An 18,756-nucleotide genomic window follows, 5' to 3' on the forward strand; every position below is an offset into this window, starting at 1 on the left:
GCACCACCGTGGGTCAATCAATCGCCCGAGGGCGCGGAGGCCTCGGCCGGCCGTTCGATCATCTCCCGGATGCGCGCGGCCAGCGCGTCCAGGGCGAAGGGCTTGGTGATCATCTCCATGCCGGGGGCGAGGAAGCCGCCGCGCACCGAGGCCCCCTCCGCGTATCCGGTGATGAACAGCACCTTGAGCCCCGGCCGGCGCTGCCGGGCCACCTCCGCGAGCTGGCGCCCGTTCATCCCCCCGGGCAGGCCCACGTCCGTCACCAGCAGGTCCACCCGGTCCGCCTGCTCCAGCAGGCCGAGCGCCGCGCGGGCCTCGGGCGCCTCCAGGGCCGCGTAGCCCAGGTCCTCGAGGATCTCCATCACCAGCATGCGCACCGCGGGCTCGTCCTCGACCACCAGGACGCGCTCGCCCCGCGCGCGCGGCGGCTCGATGCGCGTGGCGGACTCGGCCTCCCCCACCCCGGCGCCCACGTAGCGGGGCGTGAAGAGCTTGACGGTGGTGCCCCGCCCCTCCTCCGAATAGATGCGCACGTGCCCGCCCACCTGCCGGGCGAAGCCGTAGATCATCGACAGGCCCAGGCCCGTGCCCTGGCCGATGGGCTTGGTGGTGAAGAACGGCTCGAACGCGCGCGCGAGCACCTCCGGGGACATGCCCTGGCCGGTGTCGCTCACGCTGAGCACCACGTACTCGCCGGGCTTGAGCCCCTCGAAGCCCCGCGTGTAGCTCTCGTCGAGCCGGCTGTTGCTCGTCTCCACGGTGAGCAGGCCCCCCGAGGGCATGGCGTCCCGGGCGTTGATGGCCAGGTTGAGCAGCGCGTTCTCGAACTGGTTGGCGTCCGTCATCGCCAGCCAGGGCTTGGGCTCGAGCAGGATCTTCAGGTCCACGTGCTCGCCCAGGGTGCGCCGCAGCAGGTCCGCCATGGAGGAGACGAGCGTGTTGAGCTCCGCGGGCTTCACGTCCAGCGACTGGCGGCGGCCGAAGGCGAGCAGGCGCGCGGTGAGCGCCGCGGCGCGCTGGGCCGAGGCCATGGTGGCCTGGATGTACTTGTCCGTCTCGGCGTAGCGGCCCGCCTCCAGCCGGCGCTTGAGCATCTCCATGGAGCCCATGATGCCGCCCAGGAGGTTGTTGAAGTCGTGCGCGATGCCGCCGGTGAGCTGCCCCACCGACTCCATCTTCTGGGACTGGCGCAGCCGCGCCTCCGTCTCGCGCAGGGCCTCCTCCTGCTGCAACTGCCCGGAGATGTCGCGCGTCACCGTGCCCAGCCCCACCACCGCGCCCGCCGCGTCCCGCGTCACGAAGACGTTGTACTGCACGGGCGTCGTCTTGCCGGACGTGAAGTGCCGGAAGGTGCAGCGGCCCTCCCAGCGGCCCTCGCGCAGGACCGTGGGGATGGCCTCGTTCTCGATGCGCGCCCGGTCCTCGGGCACGAAGTAGTCGAGCACGTAGCTGCGGCGCACCTCGGCCAGATCCGCCAGGCCCACCATGCGCCGGCCCGTCGCGTTGACGTAGACCACCCGGCCCATGGCGTCCGCGATGCCCACGAAGTCCGGGGACGCGTCGAGCACGTCGAACAGCCGCCGCTGCAGGGCCTCGTTCTCGCGCTCCGCCGTGACGTCGCGGCCAATGACATAGAAGACATCGTCGCCAGGCACCGCCGTCCAGGCCACCACGCGCTCGGTGCCATCGGCGCGCAGGAGCCGATCCTCGAAGCGCGCCAGCCGCTCGCCCTGGGTGAGCTGGGCCAGCGCCCCCTTCACCGCGGCGTGGTCCCCCGGGTGGATGAACTCCAGGAAGGGCCGGGCCAGGATCTCCGCGTCACCGACACCCAGGAGCCGCGACCAGGCGGGGTTGACGGACTTGAGGTAGCCGTCCAGGCCCGCCACGCCCATGAGCTCCGCGGAGTTGCGCCAGATGCGGTCGCGCTCGAGCGTGCGCGCGGCCACGCGCTGCTCGAGCTGCTCGTTCGCCTCGCGCAGGATGCGCTCGGTGCGCTTGCGCTCGGTGATGTCCAGCACGAAGGTGTAGACGCCCTGGATGGTGCCCTTGAGATCCCGCCTGGGAAAGAAGCGCAGCTCCAGGTCGCGGTGGATGCCGGGCAGGTCCAACGGCGCCTCGAAGTGCACCGCCTCGCCCGCCAGCGCGCGCCGGAAGTAGGGCTCGCGCAGCGCGAACGCCTCCTCGCCGAGCAGCTCGGACACCGACGCGCCGAGGATGCGCGAGCGGGGCATGCCGAACCACTCCTCGTAGGTGTCGTTGATGAAGAGGTAGCGCAGGTCCCGGTCGAGGTAGCCGATCATCTCCGGCGCCTCGTCCGTGAGCAGCCGCAGATCCAACTCGTGCTCGTGCACCGCGCGCTCGGCCATGGCGCGCTCCATGGCCTCCCACGTGCGCGAGGCCACCTCGCGAATGAAGCCCACGTCCGCGTCCGACCAGTCCCGTGGCACGGTGGAGTGGCCGAAGACGAAGCCCGCCAGCTGCTCCTGGCGCATGAACGGCAGCTTGACGAAGCCCCGCTTGCTCAAGGCGCGGTAGTTGGACAGCTCCTCGGCGGGGATCCACGCCGCGGCCTCCACGTCCTTCTCGATGGCGGGCAGGCCCCGGAGCATGCGCTCCATGGCGGCGCCGAAGGCCGCGAAGGGATAGGCGCCCATGATGCGGTCCACCTGGCCGTTGGACCAATCCTGCTCGATGCGCAGCGTGCGCGAGTCCAGGTCCACCACGGCGAAGCCCGCGCGGGACAGCCCCAACGTGCGGCCCAGCAGCTCCGCCGCGCACGAGGCGATGTCCCCCGGCTCCGTCAGGTCGCGGAACCGGTCGCTCAGGTCGAGCAGCGCCACCTGCCGCAGCTCCGTCGCCTTGCGCGCGGTGGTGTCCACCAGGGTGCCCGCCATGCGCTCGGGTCGGCCCCGCGCATCCCGGTAGACGCGCCCCCGGGCGTGGACCCAGTGCTGGCCGTCCAGGAGCCGGTACTCGGCGTCATAGCCCGCGTCGGCCTCGATGGCCCGCCAGGCCTCCTGTCGCACCTGCTCCCGGTCCTCGGGGTGGATGCCGCTCAGGAAGGCCTCCAGGGACGCCCCCCGCGCCACCGCCTCCGGCGGCAGGGCATAGAGCCGGGCGAAGTGCGCCTCCACGTGGACGCGGTCGGCGGTGATGTGCCAGTCCCAGATGCCCACCGAGCCGGACGCGCTCAGGGCCAGGCGCACGCGCTCCTCGCTCCAGCGCAGGGCGGACTCGGCCCGCTTGGAGCCCGAGATGTCGCGGGTGATCGTCGCGTAGCCGGACAGCTGGCCCGCCGCGTCGCGCAGCACGAAGGCGTTGCAGTCCACCGGAATGGCCTCGCCGCTGCCCTGGTGCCGCAGGCGCAGCTCCCCGCGCCACTGCCCCTGGGTATGCAGGGCGGGCAGGATGACGTCGCGGGCGATGGCCTGCTCCTCCGGGAGGAACAGCTCCGAGAGGAAGCACACCCCCGTGTCCGTCTCACCCAGGCCCACCAGGCGGCGCCCCGCCGGGTTGAGGAACACGCCGCGTCCGTCCAGGTCCGCGATGCCCACGAAGTCCGCGGACTGCTCGGCCAGGCGCAGGAAGCGCTCCCGCTCCTGCTCGAGCGCCCGGTGCGCCGTGCGGTCCCGGAGCACCTTCACGAAGCCCACGATCGCGCCCGCGTCGTCCTTGAGCCGCGTCAGCTCGCCGCTGGCCCAGAACCGGGAGCCGTCCGCGCGCACGTGCCAGCGCTCGTCCAGGGCCCGTCCATCCTCGCGCGCCTGGCACATCTCCCACTCGGGAATACCCTGGGCCCGGTCCTCCTCGGTGAAGAGCCGGGAGAGGGGCTGGCCCCGGATCTCCTCCGGGGTCCAGCCCAGGATGCGCCGCGCGCCCTCGTTCCAGTGCGTGATGCGACCGTCCAGGTCCGCGGCGATCACCGCGAAGTCGATCGCGCTTTCCACGATTTGCCGGTAACTGGCGGCGCCCGTGGTGGCCTCGGCCGCGTGAAGGGCCCCTCGCAGACGCGCGACCTCGGCCCGGAGGGCGCTCAACTCGTCGGACTCAGGAGAACTCATCGCGTGCACGGGGGAGCGGGGGGAGGAGGTCTCTCATGCCCACTCGCGCCCACTCATGCAATGAGAAACAGGGCGGCCGGGTGACTCAATCCGAGGAACGGCGCGACAGTCCACTCATCAGCAGATGGGTCTGGGCCCAGACCAGGGCCTCCACGCCCCCCGTCGCTCCTCGCGGATCCAACTGGCGGTCCACCAACAGGGAGGCCAGCCCGTGGACGAGCGACCAGCACGTGAGGGCGAGATCCTGCGCCTCGCCCTCGCGCACGTCGCCCGCGCGCTGGGCCTCGACGAGCGCCCCCACCAGCACGCCGAACGCATCCACCTGCTCGCTCGACGCCGACAGGGCCAGGGGCCGGGTGAAGTGCGGGCCGAACATCACCCGGAAGTGCGACGCGTTCTCCACCGCGAACAGGACATAGGCCACCCCGCACGCCCGCAGGCGCATCTGGGGCGAGCTCTCGCGCGCCATCGCCTCGCGCATCCGGGACGTCATCGCGCGAAAGCCCTCCTCGGCCACCGCCCCGAGCAGGGCCTCCTTGTCCGCGAAGTGCCGGTAGGGCGCCGCGTGGGTCACCCCGGCTCGGCGCGCCACCTCGCGCAGGGACAGCGCCCCGAAGCCCTCCTCGGTGATGAGCGCCAGGGACGCATCCAACAAGGCCCGGCGCAGGTCTCCGTGGTGGTAGGACGGCTTGTCCGCTGTTTTCTTCCGCGTGCGTCGCAGCGCCATGCCGTCCTCCTCGCCCAACCGGCGGCCCGGCGCAAGCGGCACGGGGCCCACGGGCCAGGTTGACGGCGCGAGGTCCCCCATGTTTTCAGTGTCATCATCATGAGCACGACGAACCTCGAGGGCTGGCGCGGCGCGTTCCAGGACTTCACGCGGGACCATGGCTACGAGCCCCTGCGGGTCGAGGGGCGGCTGCCGGAAGACCTGAGCGGCACGCTGCTGCGGGTGGGGCCGGTCGTCTTCGGCGTGGGCGGGCGGCCCTATGAGCACTGGTTCGACGGGGACGGGGGCGTGCTGGCGGTGCGCTTTGGCGGCGGCCAGGCCCAGGGGGCGGCCCGGCGCATCGAGACCCCGAGCATCCGGGCGGACCGCGAGGCGGGTCGGCTGGGCCATTCCCTCTACGGCTCGACGGTGCCCTGGTGGCGGCGGCTCACGGGCAAGGTGCTGGGCAAGAACGCGGCGAACACGTCGGTGATGGCGTGGAACGGGCGCTTCTATGCCCTGTACGAGGCGGGCGTGCCCACGGAGCTGTCGACGGAGGACCTGCGCACCCTGGCCGAGACGGACCTGGGCGTCATCGTGCACCACTTCTCCGCGCACCCCCACCGCGTGCCCGAGCGCCACGCGTCGTACAACTTCGGCATGCGCTATGGGCGCACCACCCTGTTGGACCTGTACGCCCTGCCAGACGGGGCGGCGGCGCGCTACCTGGGCGCGGTGCCCCTGCCGGGGGCGACGATGATCCACGACTTCATCGCCACCCCGCGCCACCTCGTCTTCTTCGTGAGCCCCCTCAGGCTCAACATCCCGCGCATGCTGCTGGGCCTGGGCGCGTTCGCGGAGAACCTGGAGTGGAAGGCCGCGCTGGGCACCCAGGTGCTCGTGGTGCCCATCGACGACCTGTCGCGCCCGCTGTGGTTCGAGACCGAGCCCTTCTTCGCCTGGCACTTCGGCAACGCGTTCGAGCGCGGAGAGGAGCTGGTGGTGGACTACGTGCGCCACCTCGACTTCGGCACCCACCGCTGGCTGCAGCAGGTGGGCCGGGGCGGCGCCACCACGGACACGGGCGGCGTGCTCCACCGGGCCACGTTGAACCTCCAGACCCGGACGTTCCGCTCCGAGGAGCGCTCGACGCGCGCCTGCGAGTTTCCCCGGGTGGCCCCGGCCGCGCGCACCCAGGAGCACCGCCACCTGTACGTCAGCGCGTACACGGGCGCGGGCGCGCTCCGGGGGCCCCATGACGCCGTGGGCCGGGTGGACATGCACACCGGCCAGGAGACCCTGTTCAACCTGGGCCCCGCCGGCCAGTACGTGTCCGAGCCCGTCTTCACGCCCCGGGCCCACGCGACCCGGGACGACGACGGCTACGTGCTCACCCAGGTGTACGACGCACCGAGTCGGCTGACCCACGTGGCGGTGCTGGACGCGCGCGCACCTGACGCTCCTCCCCTCGCCCGGGTCTGGTTCGAGCATGCCTTCCCCCTCACCTTCCATGGCGACTTCGTGCCCACGGCCTAGGTAACGTCCGGGCATGACCTCGCTGCCCGCGTCCCTTCCCTCCCCGCTCACCGCTGACGCCCTCCTCGCCGAGGCCCGGAGGCTCGCGCCCCGGATCGCCGCGCGCGCCGAGGAGATCGAGGCCGCCCGGCGTCTGCCCGCGGACCTCGCCCGCGAGCTGGCCGAGGCCGGGCTCTTCCGCATGGTGCTGCCCGAGTCCCTGGGCGGCCCGGCCCTACACCCCGCGCGCGTCATCGAGGTGGTGGAGACCCTGGCCCAGGCGGACGGCTCCACGGGCTGGTGCGTGATGATCGGCGCGCTCACCGCCATGTGCGCCGCGTGGCTGCCCGAGGACACCGGGCGCACGATGTTCGGCGCGCCCGACGCCATCATCGGCGGCGTGGCCGCGCCCACCGGCCGCGCCGAGCGCGTGGAGGGCGGCTACCGCGTCACGGGCCGCTGGTCCTGGGCCAGTGGCAGCCAGAACTGCCGCTGGCTCACGGGCGGCGTGGTGGTGACCCAGGGCGGCGCGCCCCGGATGATCCGCGAGGGCGTGCCCGAGACGCGCCTGGTGTGCTTCCCCATCGAGGACGCCACCCTGCACGACACCTGGTTCGCCTCGGGCCTGTGCGGCACGGGCAGCGGGGACATGGAGGTGCGCGACATCTTCGTGCCCGCCGAGCGCACCTTCTCGATGATCGCCGAGCGCCCGCGCGTGGACCACCCGCTCTACGCCTTCCCGGCGTTCGGCCTGCTGGGGGTGGGCCTGCCCGCCGTGGCGCTCGGCATCGCGCGCCGGGCGGTGGACGAGCTGACGGCCCTGGCCCAGCAGAAGAAGACGCCGCTCACCGGCCGGCCCATCGCCGCGCGCGGCGCGGTGCAGGAAGCCGTCGCCGAGGCCGAGGGCACGCTGCGCGCCGCGCGGGCCCTGCTGATGGAGACCGTGAACGCGACCTACGCGGCGGGCGAGCGCCGCGAGGTGACGCTGCGCCACCGGGCGGAGCTGCGCCTGTCCTACACGCACGCGACCCGGAGCGCCGCGCGCGTGGTGGACCGCATGTACGAGGCCGCGGGGGGCGCCTCCGTCTACCGCGCGAGCCCCCTGCAGCGCTGCTTCCGCGACATCCACGTGGCCACGCAGCACGCCATGGTGGCCCCCGCGACCCTGGAGACCATCGGCGCCGTGCTGCTGGGCGTGGAGGCCAACACCGTCACGCTCTAGCGCGCCTGGAGCGCCTGGCGCAGGTGGTCGCGCATCTGCTTGCGGATGCCGTACAGCCCCGTGTTGGGGAACGCGCCGCCCGTGGCGCTCGCCGCCCCGATGACGGGGTAGAAGGCATCCGCCGCCACCGCGGGCAGTGCGTAGACGGCCCGGTTGGCGGGCATGAGGTAGCGCGGCACCCGGCCCTCGGCGGGCGCGTCCTCCGAGAGGACCATCCACTGGTAGGTGCTCGCCCGGGTCATGTACGCCACGAAGTCCCGCGCGGCCTGCTCGCATGCGCCGGTGCAGCGGGCGCTCAGGGTGAAGGCGTCGGTGAAGAGCAGGGGCTGGTTGCCCTGGCCCAGGGGCGCGGGCGCGAGGCGCAGCGCCGAGGCCGGGGCCCCCGCGGGCAGGTTCTTGAGCACCACGTGCAGCCGCTCGGAGAACCCCAGGGACGCGTCGACCTCGCCCCGGGCCAGGCGCTTCTCGGGCAGGTCGATGTCGTCGTCGTACGTGCCGTCGAGGCAGGGGTTCTGGCCCTGGGCATCGCAGGTCCGGGCGAGCCGGTTCATGCCGGCGATCACGTCCGTGTCGTAGCGCGCGGTGCTCACCGCGGACTGGACGCCCGAGGGCCCATGGGTGTCCGTCCACGCATCGAGGTAGAGCGAGGGCAGGTTCCAGCTGCCGAGCAGGTTGCCGGCCAGGTTCGTCTGGGGTGTGCCCAGGCTCTCGAGGGCCGCCAGCAGCTCGTCCACGGTGCGCGCGGCGCTCACCGTGTCGCTGCGCGAGTGCACGTAGTGCGCGCACTGCCAGTGGGGCACGCCGTAGAGCTGGCCCTCGACGCGCACGGCGGTGAGGCCCGCGGGCTGCCACTCCGGGCCCTCGGGCAACGCGCTCCAGGAGCGCACGGCCCCCGTGGCCACCAGCTCCCCGAGCAGGGACGTGTCCACCTCCACCATCTCGTAGGGGCACGCCCCCTCGCCCCGCAGCGACGCCGCGAGCTGGGCGGGCTCGTAGAGGTCGTCCTGGAAGCACGGCGGATTGACGACCAGGTCCACCTCCGGGTGGGCCCGCTCGAACTCGGCCTCGATGCGCGCGTTGAGCGCCTGGAAGCGGTCGCCCGCCGCGTCGGGAATGTAGGAATAGAGAGGCACCCGCAGGAGTGTCTTCGCCGGGGGCGGCGTCTCCTCGGGGGGCGGCGCTTCGCCACAGCCCATTTCAGAGAGCACGCCAGAGAGCACCGCCACGCCCCAGAGTCCCCGCTGTTTCCGCCACCACACACGCGCCACGTTGTTCATGAAGCCTCACTCGACCAGGAAGAACCGCCCGGCCATTTAGATGGGAAGACGGCGGGCCGGGAAGAGGTCATCGCCTGGGGAATCGGACTGGCGGGTGATGACACGTTCAATGACAGCCACCAATGACAGTCAACGCGAGCAACACTGTTTGTCCGTCAATTCAGTCCTCAGTTCGCGTTCGAGCGCGCGGCGCGGCTGCCCGCGGATTGTTGGACATCCAAGTGCGCCAGGTGCGCAACACCGGGGACGGCAAGCGCGCCGTCGTGACGACCCACCGTCGGCTGGTGCGCGTGCGCGATGACGTCGCCGTGTTCTCGCTCGACAAGCTCGAGCTCTACCCACGCCAGCCGGAGTCCTTCCGCCCCTGGCCCCGAGCGGCGCGGAGCCCTTCGCGCCGGGGCAGCTCCTGCTGCATGGCTTCGCCCGGCCCCTGGGCATCACCGCCAACCTCGCGCTGTCCACCCAACTGCTGGTGACCCATCCCATCCACCTGGACCATCACCGCTTCGACCTCGGCCACGGACGGGGCGTGGTCGTCAGTGGCGGCCTCGTGGTGGCCATGGCCCTGGGGGCCGCCGCGCGGGACCTCCACGAGGTGCTCTGGGAGGAACTGCTCTCCGCCAGCAACGTGCGCCCCGTGGCGCCCACCGAGACCGTGGGCGCGCTCTCCTATGTCCTCTCCCGCACGCCCGTGGAGGGCTCGGACGCGCTCGAGGAGCTGGTGGTCCGGACCCTGGGCGTCGTGGACCTCACGCCCTCGGCGGAGCTGGCCGACGTGCCCCTGCCCCGGGCGCTCTTCACCCTGGAGAGCGAGCGGCCCTCGGCCTACGACGACTGCTGCCGGGAGCACGGGCTGCACGCCCTGGAGGGCCGCGTGGCCTGCGTCGTCACCCGGCGCCTGCTCCGCCTGCGCTGAAGCGATCCAGGCGCATTCGACGCGCCCCGTCATCCTGTTCTGGACGGAATCGGGGGCCCCTAGGGTGGAAAAGGCATGACAGGCGTCACCTCGCGCTCTACGACAACCGCGAGGGAGAGCACATGAGCATTCTCACCACCGCCATCGATCCCACCTCGGACGCCTTCCGCCGCAACGAGGCGCTCAACCGCCGCCTCGTGGAGGAACTCCGCGCCCGCGTCGCCCAGGTGTCCCAGGGAGGCTCCGAGGACGCGCGCAAGCGGCACACGTCGCGCGGCAAGCTCCTGCCCCGCGAGCGCGTGGAGCGGCTGCTCGACGCGGGCTCGCCCTTCCTGGAGATCGGCCAGCTCGCCGCCCACGGCATGTACGGCGACGAGGCCCCGGGCGCGGGGGTGATTGGCGGCGTGGGCCGGGTGTCCGGCCGCGAGGTGATGATCGTCGCCAACGACGCCACGGTGAAGGGCGGCGCCTACTTCCCCATGACGGTGAAGAAGCACCTGCGCGCCCAGGAGATCGCCGAGGCCAACCACCTGCCGTGCGTGTACCTGGTGGACTCCGGGGGCGCCAACCTCCCCCACCAGGCGGAGGTGTTCCCGGACCGGGAGCACTTCGGCCGCATCTTCTTCAACCAGGCGAACATGAGCGCCAAGGGCATCGCGCAGATCGCCTGCGTCATGGGCTCGTGCACGGCGGGCGGCGCCTACGTGCCCGCCATGAGCGACGAGACGGTGATCGTCCGGGGCTCGGGCACCGAGAGCCAGGGCACCATCTTCCTCGCGGGCCCGCCGCTGGTGAAGGCCGCCACCGGCGAGGTCATCAGCGCCACGGACCTGGGCGGCGCCGACACGCACGGCCGCCGCTCGGGCGTGGTGGACCACGTGGCCGCCAACGACGAGCACGCGCTGGAGATCGTGCGCGACATCGTCTCGCGGCTCAACACGGTCAAGCCCCAGCAGCTGGACATGGCCCGGCCCGTGCCGCCGCGCTACGACCCGGCCGAGCTCTACGGCCTCATCCCCTCGGACGTGCGCGCGCCCTACGACGTGCGCGAGGTGATCGCCCGGCTGGTGGACGGCTCGGAGTTCCACGAGTTCAAGCCGCTCTACGGCACGAGCCTCGTCACCGGCTTCGCGCGCATCTGGGGCTACCCGGTGGCCATCCTGGCCAACAACGGCGTGCTCTTCTCCGAGAGCGCCCAGAAGGCGGCGCACTTCATCGAGCTGGCGTGCCAGCGCCGCACGCCGCTCGTCTTCCTGCAGAACATCTCGGGCTTCATGGTGGGCGGCAAGTACGAGGCGGGCGGCATCGCCAAGGACGGCGCCAAGATGGTGACGGCGGTGGCCACCGCGAGCGTGCCCAAGTTCACGGTGCTCATCGGCGGCAGCTTCGGCGCGGGCAACTACGGCATGTGCGGCCGGGCCTACTCGCCGCGCTTCCTCTTCTCCTGGCCCAACTCGCGCATCAGCGTCATGGGCGGCGAGCAGGCCGCGAGCGTGCTGGCCACCGTCAAGCGCGACGGCATGGAGGCCAAGGGCCAGACGTGGTCCAAGGAGGAGGAGGACGCCTTCAAGTCGCCCATCCGCGAGCGCTACGAGGCCGAGGGCAACCCCTACTACGCCACCGCGCGCCTGTGGGACGACGGCATCATCGATCCGGTGCAGACGCGCGACGTGCTGGGCCTGGCCCTGTCCGCGTCGCTCAACGCGCCCCTGCCGGACGCTCCCCGCTTCGGCGTCTTCCGCATGTGAGGGCCTCGCCATGATTTCCAGCCTGCTCATCGCCAATCGCGGGGAGATCGCCCGCCGCATCATCCGCACCGCCCGCCGCCTGGGCATCCGCACCGTGGCCGTGTACTCGGAGGCGGACGCGAACGCGCCCCATGTCCGGGAAGCGGACGAGGCGGTGCTCATCGGCCCCGCGCCGGCGCGCGAGAGCTACCTCGTGCCCGACAAGCTCATCGCCGCCGCGCGCCAGACGGGCGCCGAGGCCATCCACCCGGGCTACGGCTTCCTGTCGGAGAACGCGGGCTTCGCCGAGGCGGTGCTCGCCGCGGGGCTCGTGTGGGTGGGCCCGCCGCCCGCCTCCATCCGCGCCATGGGCCTCAAGGACGCCGCCAAGAAGCGCATGGCGGACGCGGGCGTGCCCACCACCCCGGGCTACCTCGGCGAGGACCAGGCCCCCGAGCGCCTGCACCGCGAGGCCGACGGCATCGGCTACCCGGTGCTCATCAAGGCGGTGGCGGGCGGTGGCGGCAAGGGCATGCGCAAGGTGGACCGCTCCGAGGACTTCCCCGCGGCGCTCGTGTCCTGTCGGCGCGAGGCCTCGTCCTCCTTCGGGGATGACCGGGTGCTCCTGGAGAAGTACGTCACCCGGCCCCGGCACATCGAGGTGCAGGTCTTCGCGGACACGCACGGCCAGGCGGTGCACCTGTTCGAGCGCGACTGCTCGCTGCAGCGCCGCCACCAGAAGGTCATCGAGGAGGCGCCCGCACCGGGCATGGACGCCGCCACGCGCGAGTCCGTGTGCCAGGCGGCGGTGCGGGCCGCTCGGGCCGTGGGCTACGAGGGCGCGGGCACCATCGAGTTCATCGCCGACGCGAGCGAGGGCCTGCGCGCCGATCGCATCTGGTTCATGGAGATGAACACCCGGCTCCAGGTGGAGCACCCGGTGACGGAGGCCATCACCGGGCAGGATCTGGTGGAGTGGCAGCTGCGCATCGCCTCGGGCGAGCCCCTGCCGCTCACCCAGGACCAGCTGCGCATCCAGGGCCACGCGATGGAGGCGCGCCTGTACGCGGAGAGCCCCGCCACGGGCTTCCTGCCCTCGACGGGCCCCCTCACCCACTTCGTGCTGCCCACGGACGCGGTGCGGGTGGACTCGGGCGTGGAGCAGGGCGGCGAGGTGACGTCCACGTACGATCCGATGATCGCCAAGCTCATCGCCCACGCGCCCACGCGCACCCAGGCGGCGGCGCGGCTGGCGGCGGCGTGCCGGGCGGTGCGGGTGTGGCCGGTGAAGACGAACGCGGCCTTCCTCGCGCGCTGCCTGGAGCACCCGGACTTCCTCGCGGGCACGGTGGACACGGGCTTCATCGGCGCGCGGCTGGACGCGCTGGTGCCGCGCGCGGAGCCGTCCGAGGCGGTGCTCCAGGCGGCCGCGGCGGCGCGCCTGACGCCCCCGGCGGCGGCCCCCTCGGGCTTCCGGCTCAACGCCCCGCCCCGCGTGGAGGTGCGCCTGGAGTCCGAGGGCACCCGGCACGTCATCCCCGTGGCGGCCACCCCGCGAGCGCCCGCGCTCCCCGTGTTCATCTCGGGCGAGCAGACGATCGTCTTCGAGCGGGGCCAGGCCTACGCCTTCAACCCCTTCCGGGCGGAGGCCCTCGCGGGCGAGGCGAGCACGGGAGGCGGCGGCGTGCTCTCGCCCATGCCGGGCCGCATCGTCGCGGTGTCCGTGGCGCTCAACGCCGCGGTGCGCAAGGGCCAGCCCCTGGTGACGCTCGAGGCCATGAAGATGGAGCACACCCTGCTGGCGCCCTTCGACGGCGTGGTGGTGGAGCTCACCGCGCGCGCGGGCGCCCAGGTGGCCGAGGGCGTGGTGCTCGCGCGCCTGGAGCCCGCGGCGTCCTGAGCGGTCGGGCCGCGCGGTGGCTCAGTGCTAGGGCTCCGGCACGGAGTGGATGCGCAGCGCCTCGGTGGCGAAGCGGCTCATCCGCTCCATGAGCGGGGGCAGCAGGTCGCGGGAGTATCGGCCGGACAGGTCCGCGGCCGACTCCAGCTTCTCCTTGCAGCGCAGGTCCAGGCACAGGTTGACGCCCACGCGGCGCTTGGAGTTCACGTCCGTGGACAGCAGGCCGATCTCATTGGACGAACCGTAGGTGTGGCACCAGTCGCACATCTGCGAGGGCATGCTGGAGCCCTGGGACTCCCGACGGAAGGCCAGGCCCATGGGCCGCTTCTTGTCCGGCGAGGGGCACACCAGGAAGACCCGGGTGCCCGCGGGCTCCACCCACGCGAAGTAGTCCCGCACCAAGAGGGGGAACTTGAGCCCCTTGGGCACTTCCACCTTCTCCCGGTCCCGGGGGCGGAAGGACTGCAGCAGATCTTTTTCGGTCTCGATCAGGAACATGAAGGTCTTTCTCGGGCGTCCGGCGTTCCCGCCGGACGCGGGGAACACCTCCTACATAAACGGGGCGCGGCGGCCATGCTCGCCTCCCGGGAGAGGGCGGCCAGACGGACAAGGGGAAGACGGCCCCTCCACGCACCGTGATGACGCGGTGGGCCGAGTGTTGTGTCATGCATGGAACCTTTCGCCAGGCTGCTAGGATGAGCTCCAGGCGAATGGACCTGTCCATGAGTACGACCGGGGGGTTGTGGAGTGTCCGAACGGCGCGAATCCTCGCCGTGCTGATCTTCGTTTTCTCCTTCGTCGACGTCCTGCTGCTCGGCCGCGTCAATCCCTGGACGCTGGCGTGCCGCGCGGGCTGGGCCCTGAGCATGCTGGGCTACGCGTTCTTCGCGGCCTCGGGCAGCCAGGTCTGGGAGCGGCGCCTCAAGGATCTGCACGTCCTCATCGTCAGTGGATGCATCCTCGGCATCGTGGGGACCACGGGCGGGACCGCGAGCCCCTACTTCGTGCTGGTGACCGCGCTGCCCCTGGCCAACTGCCTGCTCTACCGCCAGGGCCGACGGGCCGCGCTGCTCGGCGGCGCGGTGGGGGGACTGGGCACCTTCCTCATGTCCTGGGGGGAGCAGCTCTCGCTGCTCCTGGCCACCATCCACACGTCCATCGTCATGGCCGTCACGCTCTTCTCCCTGCACCTGGCCCATCAGGTGCGGCTGACCCAGAACATGGAGCAGCAGGCGCGGCTCGAGCGCGCGCGCCGCGAGTCCATGGAGGCCCTGGCCGTCAGTGAGCACCGCCGCGCCCAGGCGGAGAAGCTGGCGGCGATTGGCCGCCTGGCCTCGGAGGTGGCCCATGAGATCAACAACCCCCTGGCCTACGTGGGCGCCAACGTCGACTTCGTGCAGGAGTCCCTGCGCCCCCCGGCCTCGGCCACGCCCGCGGAGCTCTGCGAGGTGCTCGATCAGACCCGCGAGGGGCTCTTGCACATCCAACGGGTGGTCGCGGACCTGAAGGGCTTCGCGCGCATGGATGCTCCGGAGCCCGTGCGGTGCGTCCTGGCCGACGTGGTGGCGGACGCCCTGCGGCTGGCGTCCCTGCGGCTCAAGCACGTGGCGCGGCTGCGGGTGGACGTGTCCCGGGACCTGCCCGAGGTCTTCGGCGTGCGGCAGCGGCTGGTGCAGGTGGTGCTCAACCTGCTGGTCAACGCCGGGGACGTGCTGAGCGAGCGCGGCGGACCCGACGCGGAGGTGTACGTACGGGGCGTGGCGCGGGGCGGCCGGATCCTGCTCTTCATCGAGGACAACGGCCCCGGCTTCGCCCCCGAGGTGCTGCCGCACGTGTTCGAGGCCTTCTTCACGACCAAGGGCCCGGACAAGGGCACGGGTCTGGGATTGAGCCTGTCACGCGAGCTGGTGGCGCAGTTCGGCGGCGAGCTCTCCGCCAGCAACCGCCCCGAGGGCGGCGCCCGTCTGTGTCTTGAGTTCCCCGCGCCCACGGATGCCGCGTCCGTCTGAGGCCGCGTATATCCTCGTCTCGCGTTCCCCTCTCCCGAAAGGACCTGTCCATGGATCCCAAGAAGACCGCCGTCGTGCTCATCGAGTACCAGAACGACTTCACCTCCGAGGGAGGCAACTTCCACGCCGCGGTGAAGCCCGTCATGGAGCGCACGCGGATGCTCGCCAACACGGTGGAGACGGTGGCGCGCGCGCGGGCGCTGGGCGCCACCATCATCCACGCCCCCATCACCTTCACGCCCGACTACCACGAGCTGTCGCCCCGACCCTACGGCATCCTCAAGGGCGTGGTGGACAGCCGCTCCTTTCGCAAGGGCACCTGGGGCGCGGAGATCGTGGACGTGCTCAAGCCCCAGGCCCAGGACATCGTGGTGGAGGGCAAGCGGGGCCTGTGCGGCTTCGCCAGCACCAACCTGGACTTCGTGCTGCGCGGCCGGGGCATCACCGACATCGCGCTCGGCGGCTTCCTGACCAACTGCTGCGTGGAGTCCACCATGCGCACCGCCTACGAGAAGGGCTACCAGGTCGTCACCCTCAAGGACTGCACGGCCACGCTCAGCGAGGAGGAGCAGCGCATGGCGGTCGAGAAGAACTTCCCCATGTTCTCCCACCCGATGAACCACGATGAGTTCCTCGCGGGGCTGCGCGCCCAGGGCGGGTGATGCAACCCCCCGAACTCGATCCCTTCCTGGGCACCAGCCCGCTCATCCGCCACCTGAAGACCCTGGCGCGGCGTGTGCTCGACAGCGACCGCCCCCTCCTCATCCAGGGCGAGACCGGCACGGGCAAGGGCGTGCTCGCCGTCTGGCTGCACCAGCATGGCCCGCGCGCCCAGGAGCCCCTGGTGCAGCTCAACTGCGCGGGCCTCTCGCCCCCGTTCCTGGAGACGGAGCTCTTCGGCCACGAGCGGGGCGCGTTCACCAGCGCCATCCAGCGCAAGCAGGGCCTGCTCGAGCGGGCCCACCGGGGCACGGTGTTCCTCGACGAGTTGGGGGACATGGATCCCCTCGTCCAGCCCAAGCTGCTCAAGGTGCTCGAGGATCGGCGCTTCCGGCGCCTGGGCGAGGTGGAGGAGCGCTCGGTGGACATCCGCCTCATCGCCGCCACCCATCAGGATCTCGTCGAGCGGGTGCGCACCGGGCGATTCCGGGGCGACCTGTACTTCCGCATCAGCACCCTGACCCTGCGGGTGCCCGCCCTGCGCGAGCGCCCCGAGGACATCGTGCCGTTCGCCCACGCCCTGCTGGAGCGCCTGGCCCTGGAGCTGGGACGGCCGGGGCTCGGGATGACCGGGGGCGCCGAGGCGGCCCTGCGGGCTTATGACTGGCCGGGCAACCTGCGCGAGCTGCGCAACGTGCTGGAGCGCGCCGTGCTCCTGTCCTCGCACCCCACCCTGGGCACGTCCGACCTGGAGTTCAACGGCTCCGCCATCCTCCACCGCGGCGACCCCCTCGCCGGGGACGACACGCCCACCGAGGAGCTCCGCCTCACCCTGAAGGAGGTCGAGCGCCGGCACATCGTCCGCGTGCTGGAGGCCGAGGGAGGCCACGTCGGCCGGGCCGCCCAGCGACTCGGCATCCCCCGCAGCTCGCTGTATCAAAAGCTGAAGGCCCTCGGTCTTTCATCCAAAGTCTAGACTTCAGACTCCGCTCTCTCGATTCATGCGAGTGCTTCCCACTCAAAGGGTCAAGAGTTACGAACGGTTCTGAACACATGGAGGACTGGCGTGCGAATTGCTGTTGCATCCCGCACCCATGACTCCCGAGTTGCAGCAGGTCCACGCCATCTTCCTCGTCGAGGCCGAGGAACAGCTCGCCACCCTGGAGCGGGAGCTGCTGGCGCTCGAACGCTCGCCAGGCCCCGAGGTCCTGCGCGCCGTGTTCCGCACGGTGCACACCTTCAAGGGCGGCGCGGCCTCGGTGGGGCACCCCGAGGCGGCGGAGCTGGCCCATACCCTGGAGGATCTGCTCACCCTGGTGGAGACCCGGGCCGTGGTGCTGCACGCGGGGCTGGGCTCGCTGCTGCTGCAGGCGGTGGACGCGCTGCGCGAGCGCGTGGGGTTGAGCGCCACGGGCGACTCCACCCTGAGCCTGCCCGCGGCGGAGGTGCAGGATCTGCTGGCCAACCTGGTGAAGGCGGCCCGCCCCGTCGGCGGCGCCCCGCTGGAACGGGCGCCGGAGCCCCCCGCCCCTACCGAGCCCGAGTCCCCGGCGGCCCCGGAGCAGGCCCCGGAGCACACCCTGCGGGTGGGGCTGAGCCGGTTGGATCGGATGTTGGACCTGACCGGGGAGATCGCCATCGCGCGCGGGCGCCTGGCGACGATGTTGTCCCAGGCGCACCGCTACACCCCCCAGCAGCTGCTGGAGGCACATCACGAGGGGGACCGGCTGCACCTGGATCTCCAGGAGCTGGTGATGAAGGTGCGGATGGTGCCCATCGGGCGCACGCTGCAACCCTTCGCCCGCGCGGTGCGCGACCTGGCCCTGCGCCTGGAGAAGCAGGTGCGCTGGGAGGTGAGCGGCGAGGACGTGGAGGTGGACACCACCGTCGCCGAGCTGCTGCGCGATCCCCTCACCCACCTGGTGCGCAACGCCGTGGACCATGGCCTGGAGACGCCCGAGCGCCGTCGGGCCCGGGGCAAGGCGCCCACGGGCACCCTGTCCGTCCGGGCCTTCCATGAAGCGGGCACGCTCGTCATCCAGGTGGCGGATGACGGGGCGGGCCTGGACCGGGAGCGCATCCTCTCGCGCGCGCGCGCCGTGGGCCTGCTGGGCGCGGAGGCGCCGTCCGACGACGACACGCTCCTGCGGCTCATCCTCGAGCCGGGCTTCTCCACCGCCGCGCACGTCACCGAGCTGTCCGGCCGGGGCGTGGGCCTGGACGTGGTGAAGCGCAACGTGGAGGCCCTGCGCGGCACCCTCCAGGTGGAGAGCACCCCGGGCCAGGGCACCACCTTCCATCTCCGCCTGCCGCTCACCCTCTCCATCATCGAGGGCTTCAGCGTGGCGGTGGGCAACGAGACCTACGTCATCCCCCTGGAGCACGTGCACGAGTGCGTGGAGCTGCCCGACGCGGAACGCCAGCCGGGCCGCACCGGGATGATCCAGCTGCGCGGCACGGCGCTGCCCTACCTGCGCCTGCGCGAGCACTTCGGGCTGGGCGGCGGTCCCCCCGCCCGCGAGAGCCTCGTCGTCATCGGCCAGGGCCGCGGTCAGGCGGGCCTCGCCGTGGACGCCCTGCTCGGCCAGGGCCAGACGGTCATCAAACCCCTGGGCACCTTCTGCCAGGGACTGCCGGGCCTCTCCGGCTCCACCCTCCTGGGGGATGGCCGCGTGGCGCTCATCCTCGACGTCCCCGCGCTCCTCCAGCAGACCGTGAAGTCCCCGAACCCCGCCGCCTCGGCGTGAGTCCCTCTTCCTCGTC

At 72.1% G+C, this 18,756-nt stretch carries 14 protein-coding genes; 10 read left to right on the plus strand and 4 right to left on the minus strand.

The window, feature by feature from the left end; translation table 11 throughout:
• Nucleotides 1-17: 17 nt before the first annotated feature.
• Together I3V78_RS26990 and I3V78_RS26995 are read right to left on the minus strand one after the other, a co-directional pair.
• A complete protein-coding gene (locus tag I3V78_RS26990; protein ID WP_204491430.1) occupies nt 18-4,061 on the minus strand; it encodes a PAS domain S-box protein in 4,044 nt (1,347 codons plus the stop codon).
• An 85-nt stretch (nt 4,062-4,146) separates the two neighbouring features.
• The gene (locus I3V78_RS26995) at nt 4,147-4,788 is read right to left on the minus strand and encodes a TetR/AcrR family transcriptional regulator (RefSeq protein WP_204491432.1); all 642 of its coding nucleotides are present in this window, start codon (nt 4,786-4,788) and stop codon (nt 4,147-4,149) included.
• A 99-nt stretch (nt 4,789-4,887) separates the two neighbouring features.
• Here I3V78_RS26995 and I3V78_RS27000 point away from each other — a divergent pair, with 99 nt between their 5' ends.
• Together I3V78_RS27000 and I3V78_RS27005 are read left to right on the plus strand one after the other, a co-directional pair.
• The gene (locus I3V78_RS27000; protein WP_204491434.1) at nt 4,888-6,303 is read left to right on the plus strand and encodes a carotenoid oxygenase family protein; all 1,416 of its coding nucleotides are present in this window, start codon (nt 4,888-4,890) and stop codon (nt 6,301-6,303) included.
• 13 nt (nt 6,304-6,316) lie between these two features.
• Nucleotides 6,317-7,504 (plus strand): acyl-CoA dehydrogenase family protein, encoded by a 1,188-nt coding sequence (locus tag I3V78_RS27005; protein WP_204491436.1) that lies wholly within the window; start codon nt 6,317-6,319, stop codon nt 7,502-7,504.
• On the opposite strand, the gene I3V78_RS27010 is transcribed toward I3V78_RS27005, so the two are convergent.
• A complete protein-coding gene (locus I3V78_RS27010) occupies nt 7,501-8,781 on the minus strand; it encodes an extracellular solute-binding protein (RefSeq protein ID WP_204491439.1) in 1,281 nt (426 codons plus the stop codon). The genes I3V78_RS27005 and I3V78_RS27010 overlap by 4 nt on opposite strands.
• A gap of 206 nt (nt 8,782-8,987) precedes the next feature.
• On the opposite strand from I3V78_RS27010, the gene I3V78_RS27015 reads away from it, so the two are divergent.
• The 4 genes from I3V78_RS27015 (at nt 8,988) to I3V78_RS27030 (ending at nt 13,324) form a co-directional block, all read left to right on the plus strand.
• Complete coding sequence (locus I3V78_RS27015; RefSeq protein WP_204491441.1) at nt 8,988-9,257, plus strand: hypothetical protein; 270 nt, start codon at nt 8,988-8,990, stop codon at nt 9,255-9,257.
• Nucleotides 9,254-9,697, plus strand: a complete 444-nt coding sequence (locus I3V78_RS27020; protein ID WP_204491443.1) for a hypothetical protein — start codon at nt 9,254-9,256, stop codon at nt 9,695-9,697. Before I3V78_RS27015 ends, I3V78_RS27020 begins: the two co-directional genes overlap by 4 nt.
• A 122-nt stretch (nt 9,698-9,819) precedes the next feature.
• Nucleotides 9,820-11,445: a carboxyl transferase domain-containing protein gene (locus tag I3V78_RS27025; protein WP_204491445.1), complete on the plus strand. Its 1,626-nt coding sequence runs from the start codon at nt 9,820-9,822 to the stop codon at nt 11,443-11,445.
• A gap of 10 nt (nt 11,446-11,455) precedes the next feature.
• Nucleotides 11,456-13,324 carry an acetyl-CoA carboxylase biotin carboxylase subunit gene (locus I3V78_RS27030; protein WP_204491447.1) on the plus strand — a complete coding sequence of 623 codons (1,869 nt, stop codon included), beginning with the start codon at nt 11,456-11,458 and terminating at the stop codon, nt 13,322-13,324.
• Nucleotides 13,325-13,351: 27 nt separating this feature from the next.
• Here I3V78_RS27030 and I3V78_RS27035 read toward each other — a convergent pair whose 3' ends face one another.
• Nucleotides 13,352-13,822, minus strand: a complete 471-nt coding sequence (locus I3V78_RS27035) for an FBP domain-containing protein (protein WP_204491450.1) — start codon at nt 13,820-13,822, stop codon at nt 13,352-13,354.
• Between the two features lie 275 nt (nt 13,823-14,097).
• Here I3V78_RS27035 and I3V78_RS27040 point away from each other — a divergent pair, with 275 nt between their 5' ends.
• From I3V78_RS27040 to I3V78_RS27055, 4 genes are all read left to right on the plus strand, one after another.
• Nucleotides 14,098-15,333 carry a sensor histidine kinase gene (locus tag I3V78_RS27040; RefSeq protein ID WP_338023763.1) on the plus strand — a complete coding sequence of 412 codons (1,236 nt, stop codon included), beginning with the start codon at nt 14,098-14,100 and terminating at the stop codon, nt 15,331-15,333.
• A gap of 50 nt (nt 15,334-15,383) precedes the next feature.
• Complete coding sequence (locus tag I3V78_RS27045) at nt 15,384-15,995, plus strand: cysteine hydrolase family protein (protein WP_239576637.1); 612 nt, start codon at nt 15,384-15,386, stop codon at nt 15,993-15,995.
• A complete protein-coding gene (locus tag I3V78_RS27050) occupies nt 15,995-16,969 on the plus strand; it encodes a sigma 54-interacting transcriptional regulator (protein ID WP_204491452.1) in 975 nt (324 codons plus the stop codon). Before I3V78_RS27045 ends, I3V78_RS27050 begins: the two co-directional genes overlap by 1 nt.
• Nucleotides 16,970-17,087: 118 nt before the next feature.
• Nucleotides 17,088-18,740, plus strand: coding sequence for a chemotaxis protein CheA (locus I3V78_RS27055; protein ID WP_204491455.1), 1,653 nt, complete (start codon nt 17,088-17,090; stop codon nt 18,738-18,740).
• The last annotated feature ends 16 nt before the right edge of the window (nt 18,741-18,756 follow it).

It is taken from the genome of Archangium primigenium, assembly GCF_016904885.1.
Taxonomy (GTDB): domain Bacteria; phylum Myxococcota; class Myxococcia; order Myxococcales; family Myxococcaceae; genus Cystobacter; species Cystobacter primigenius.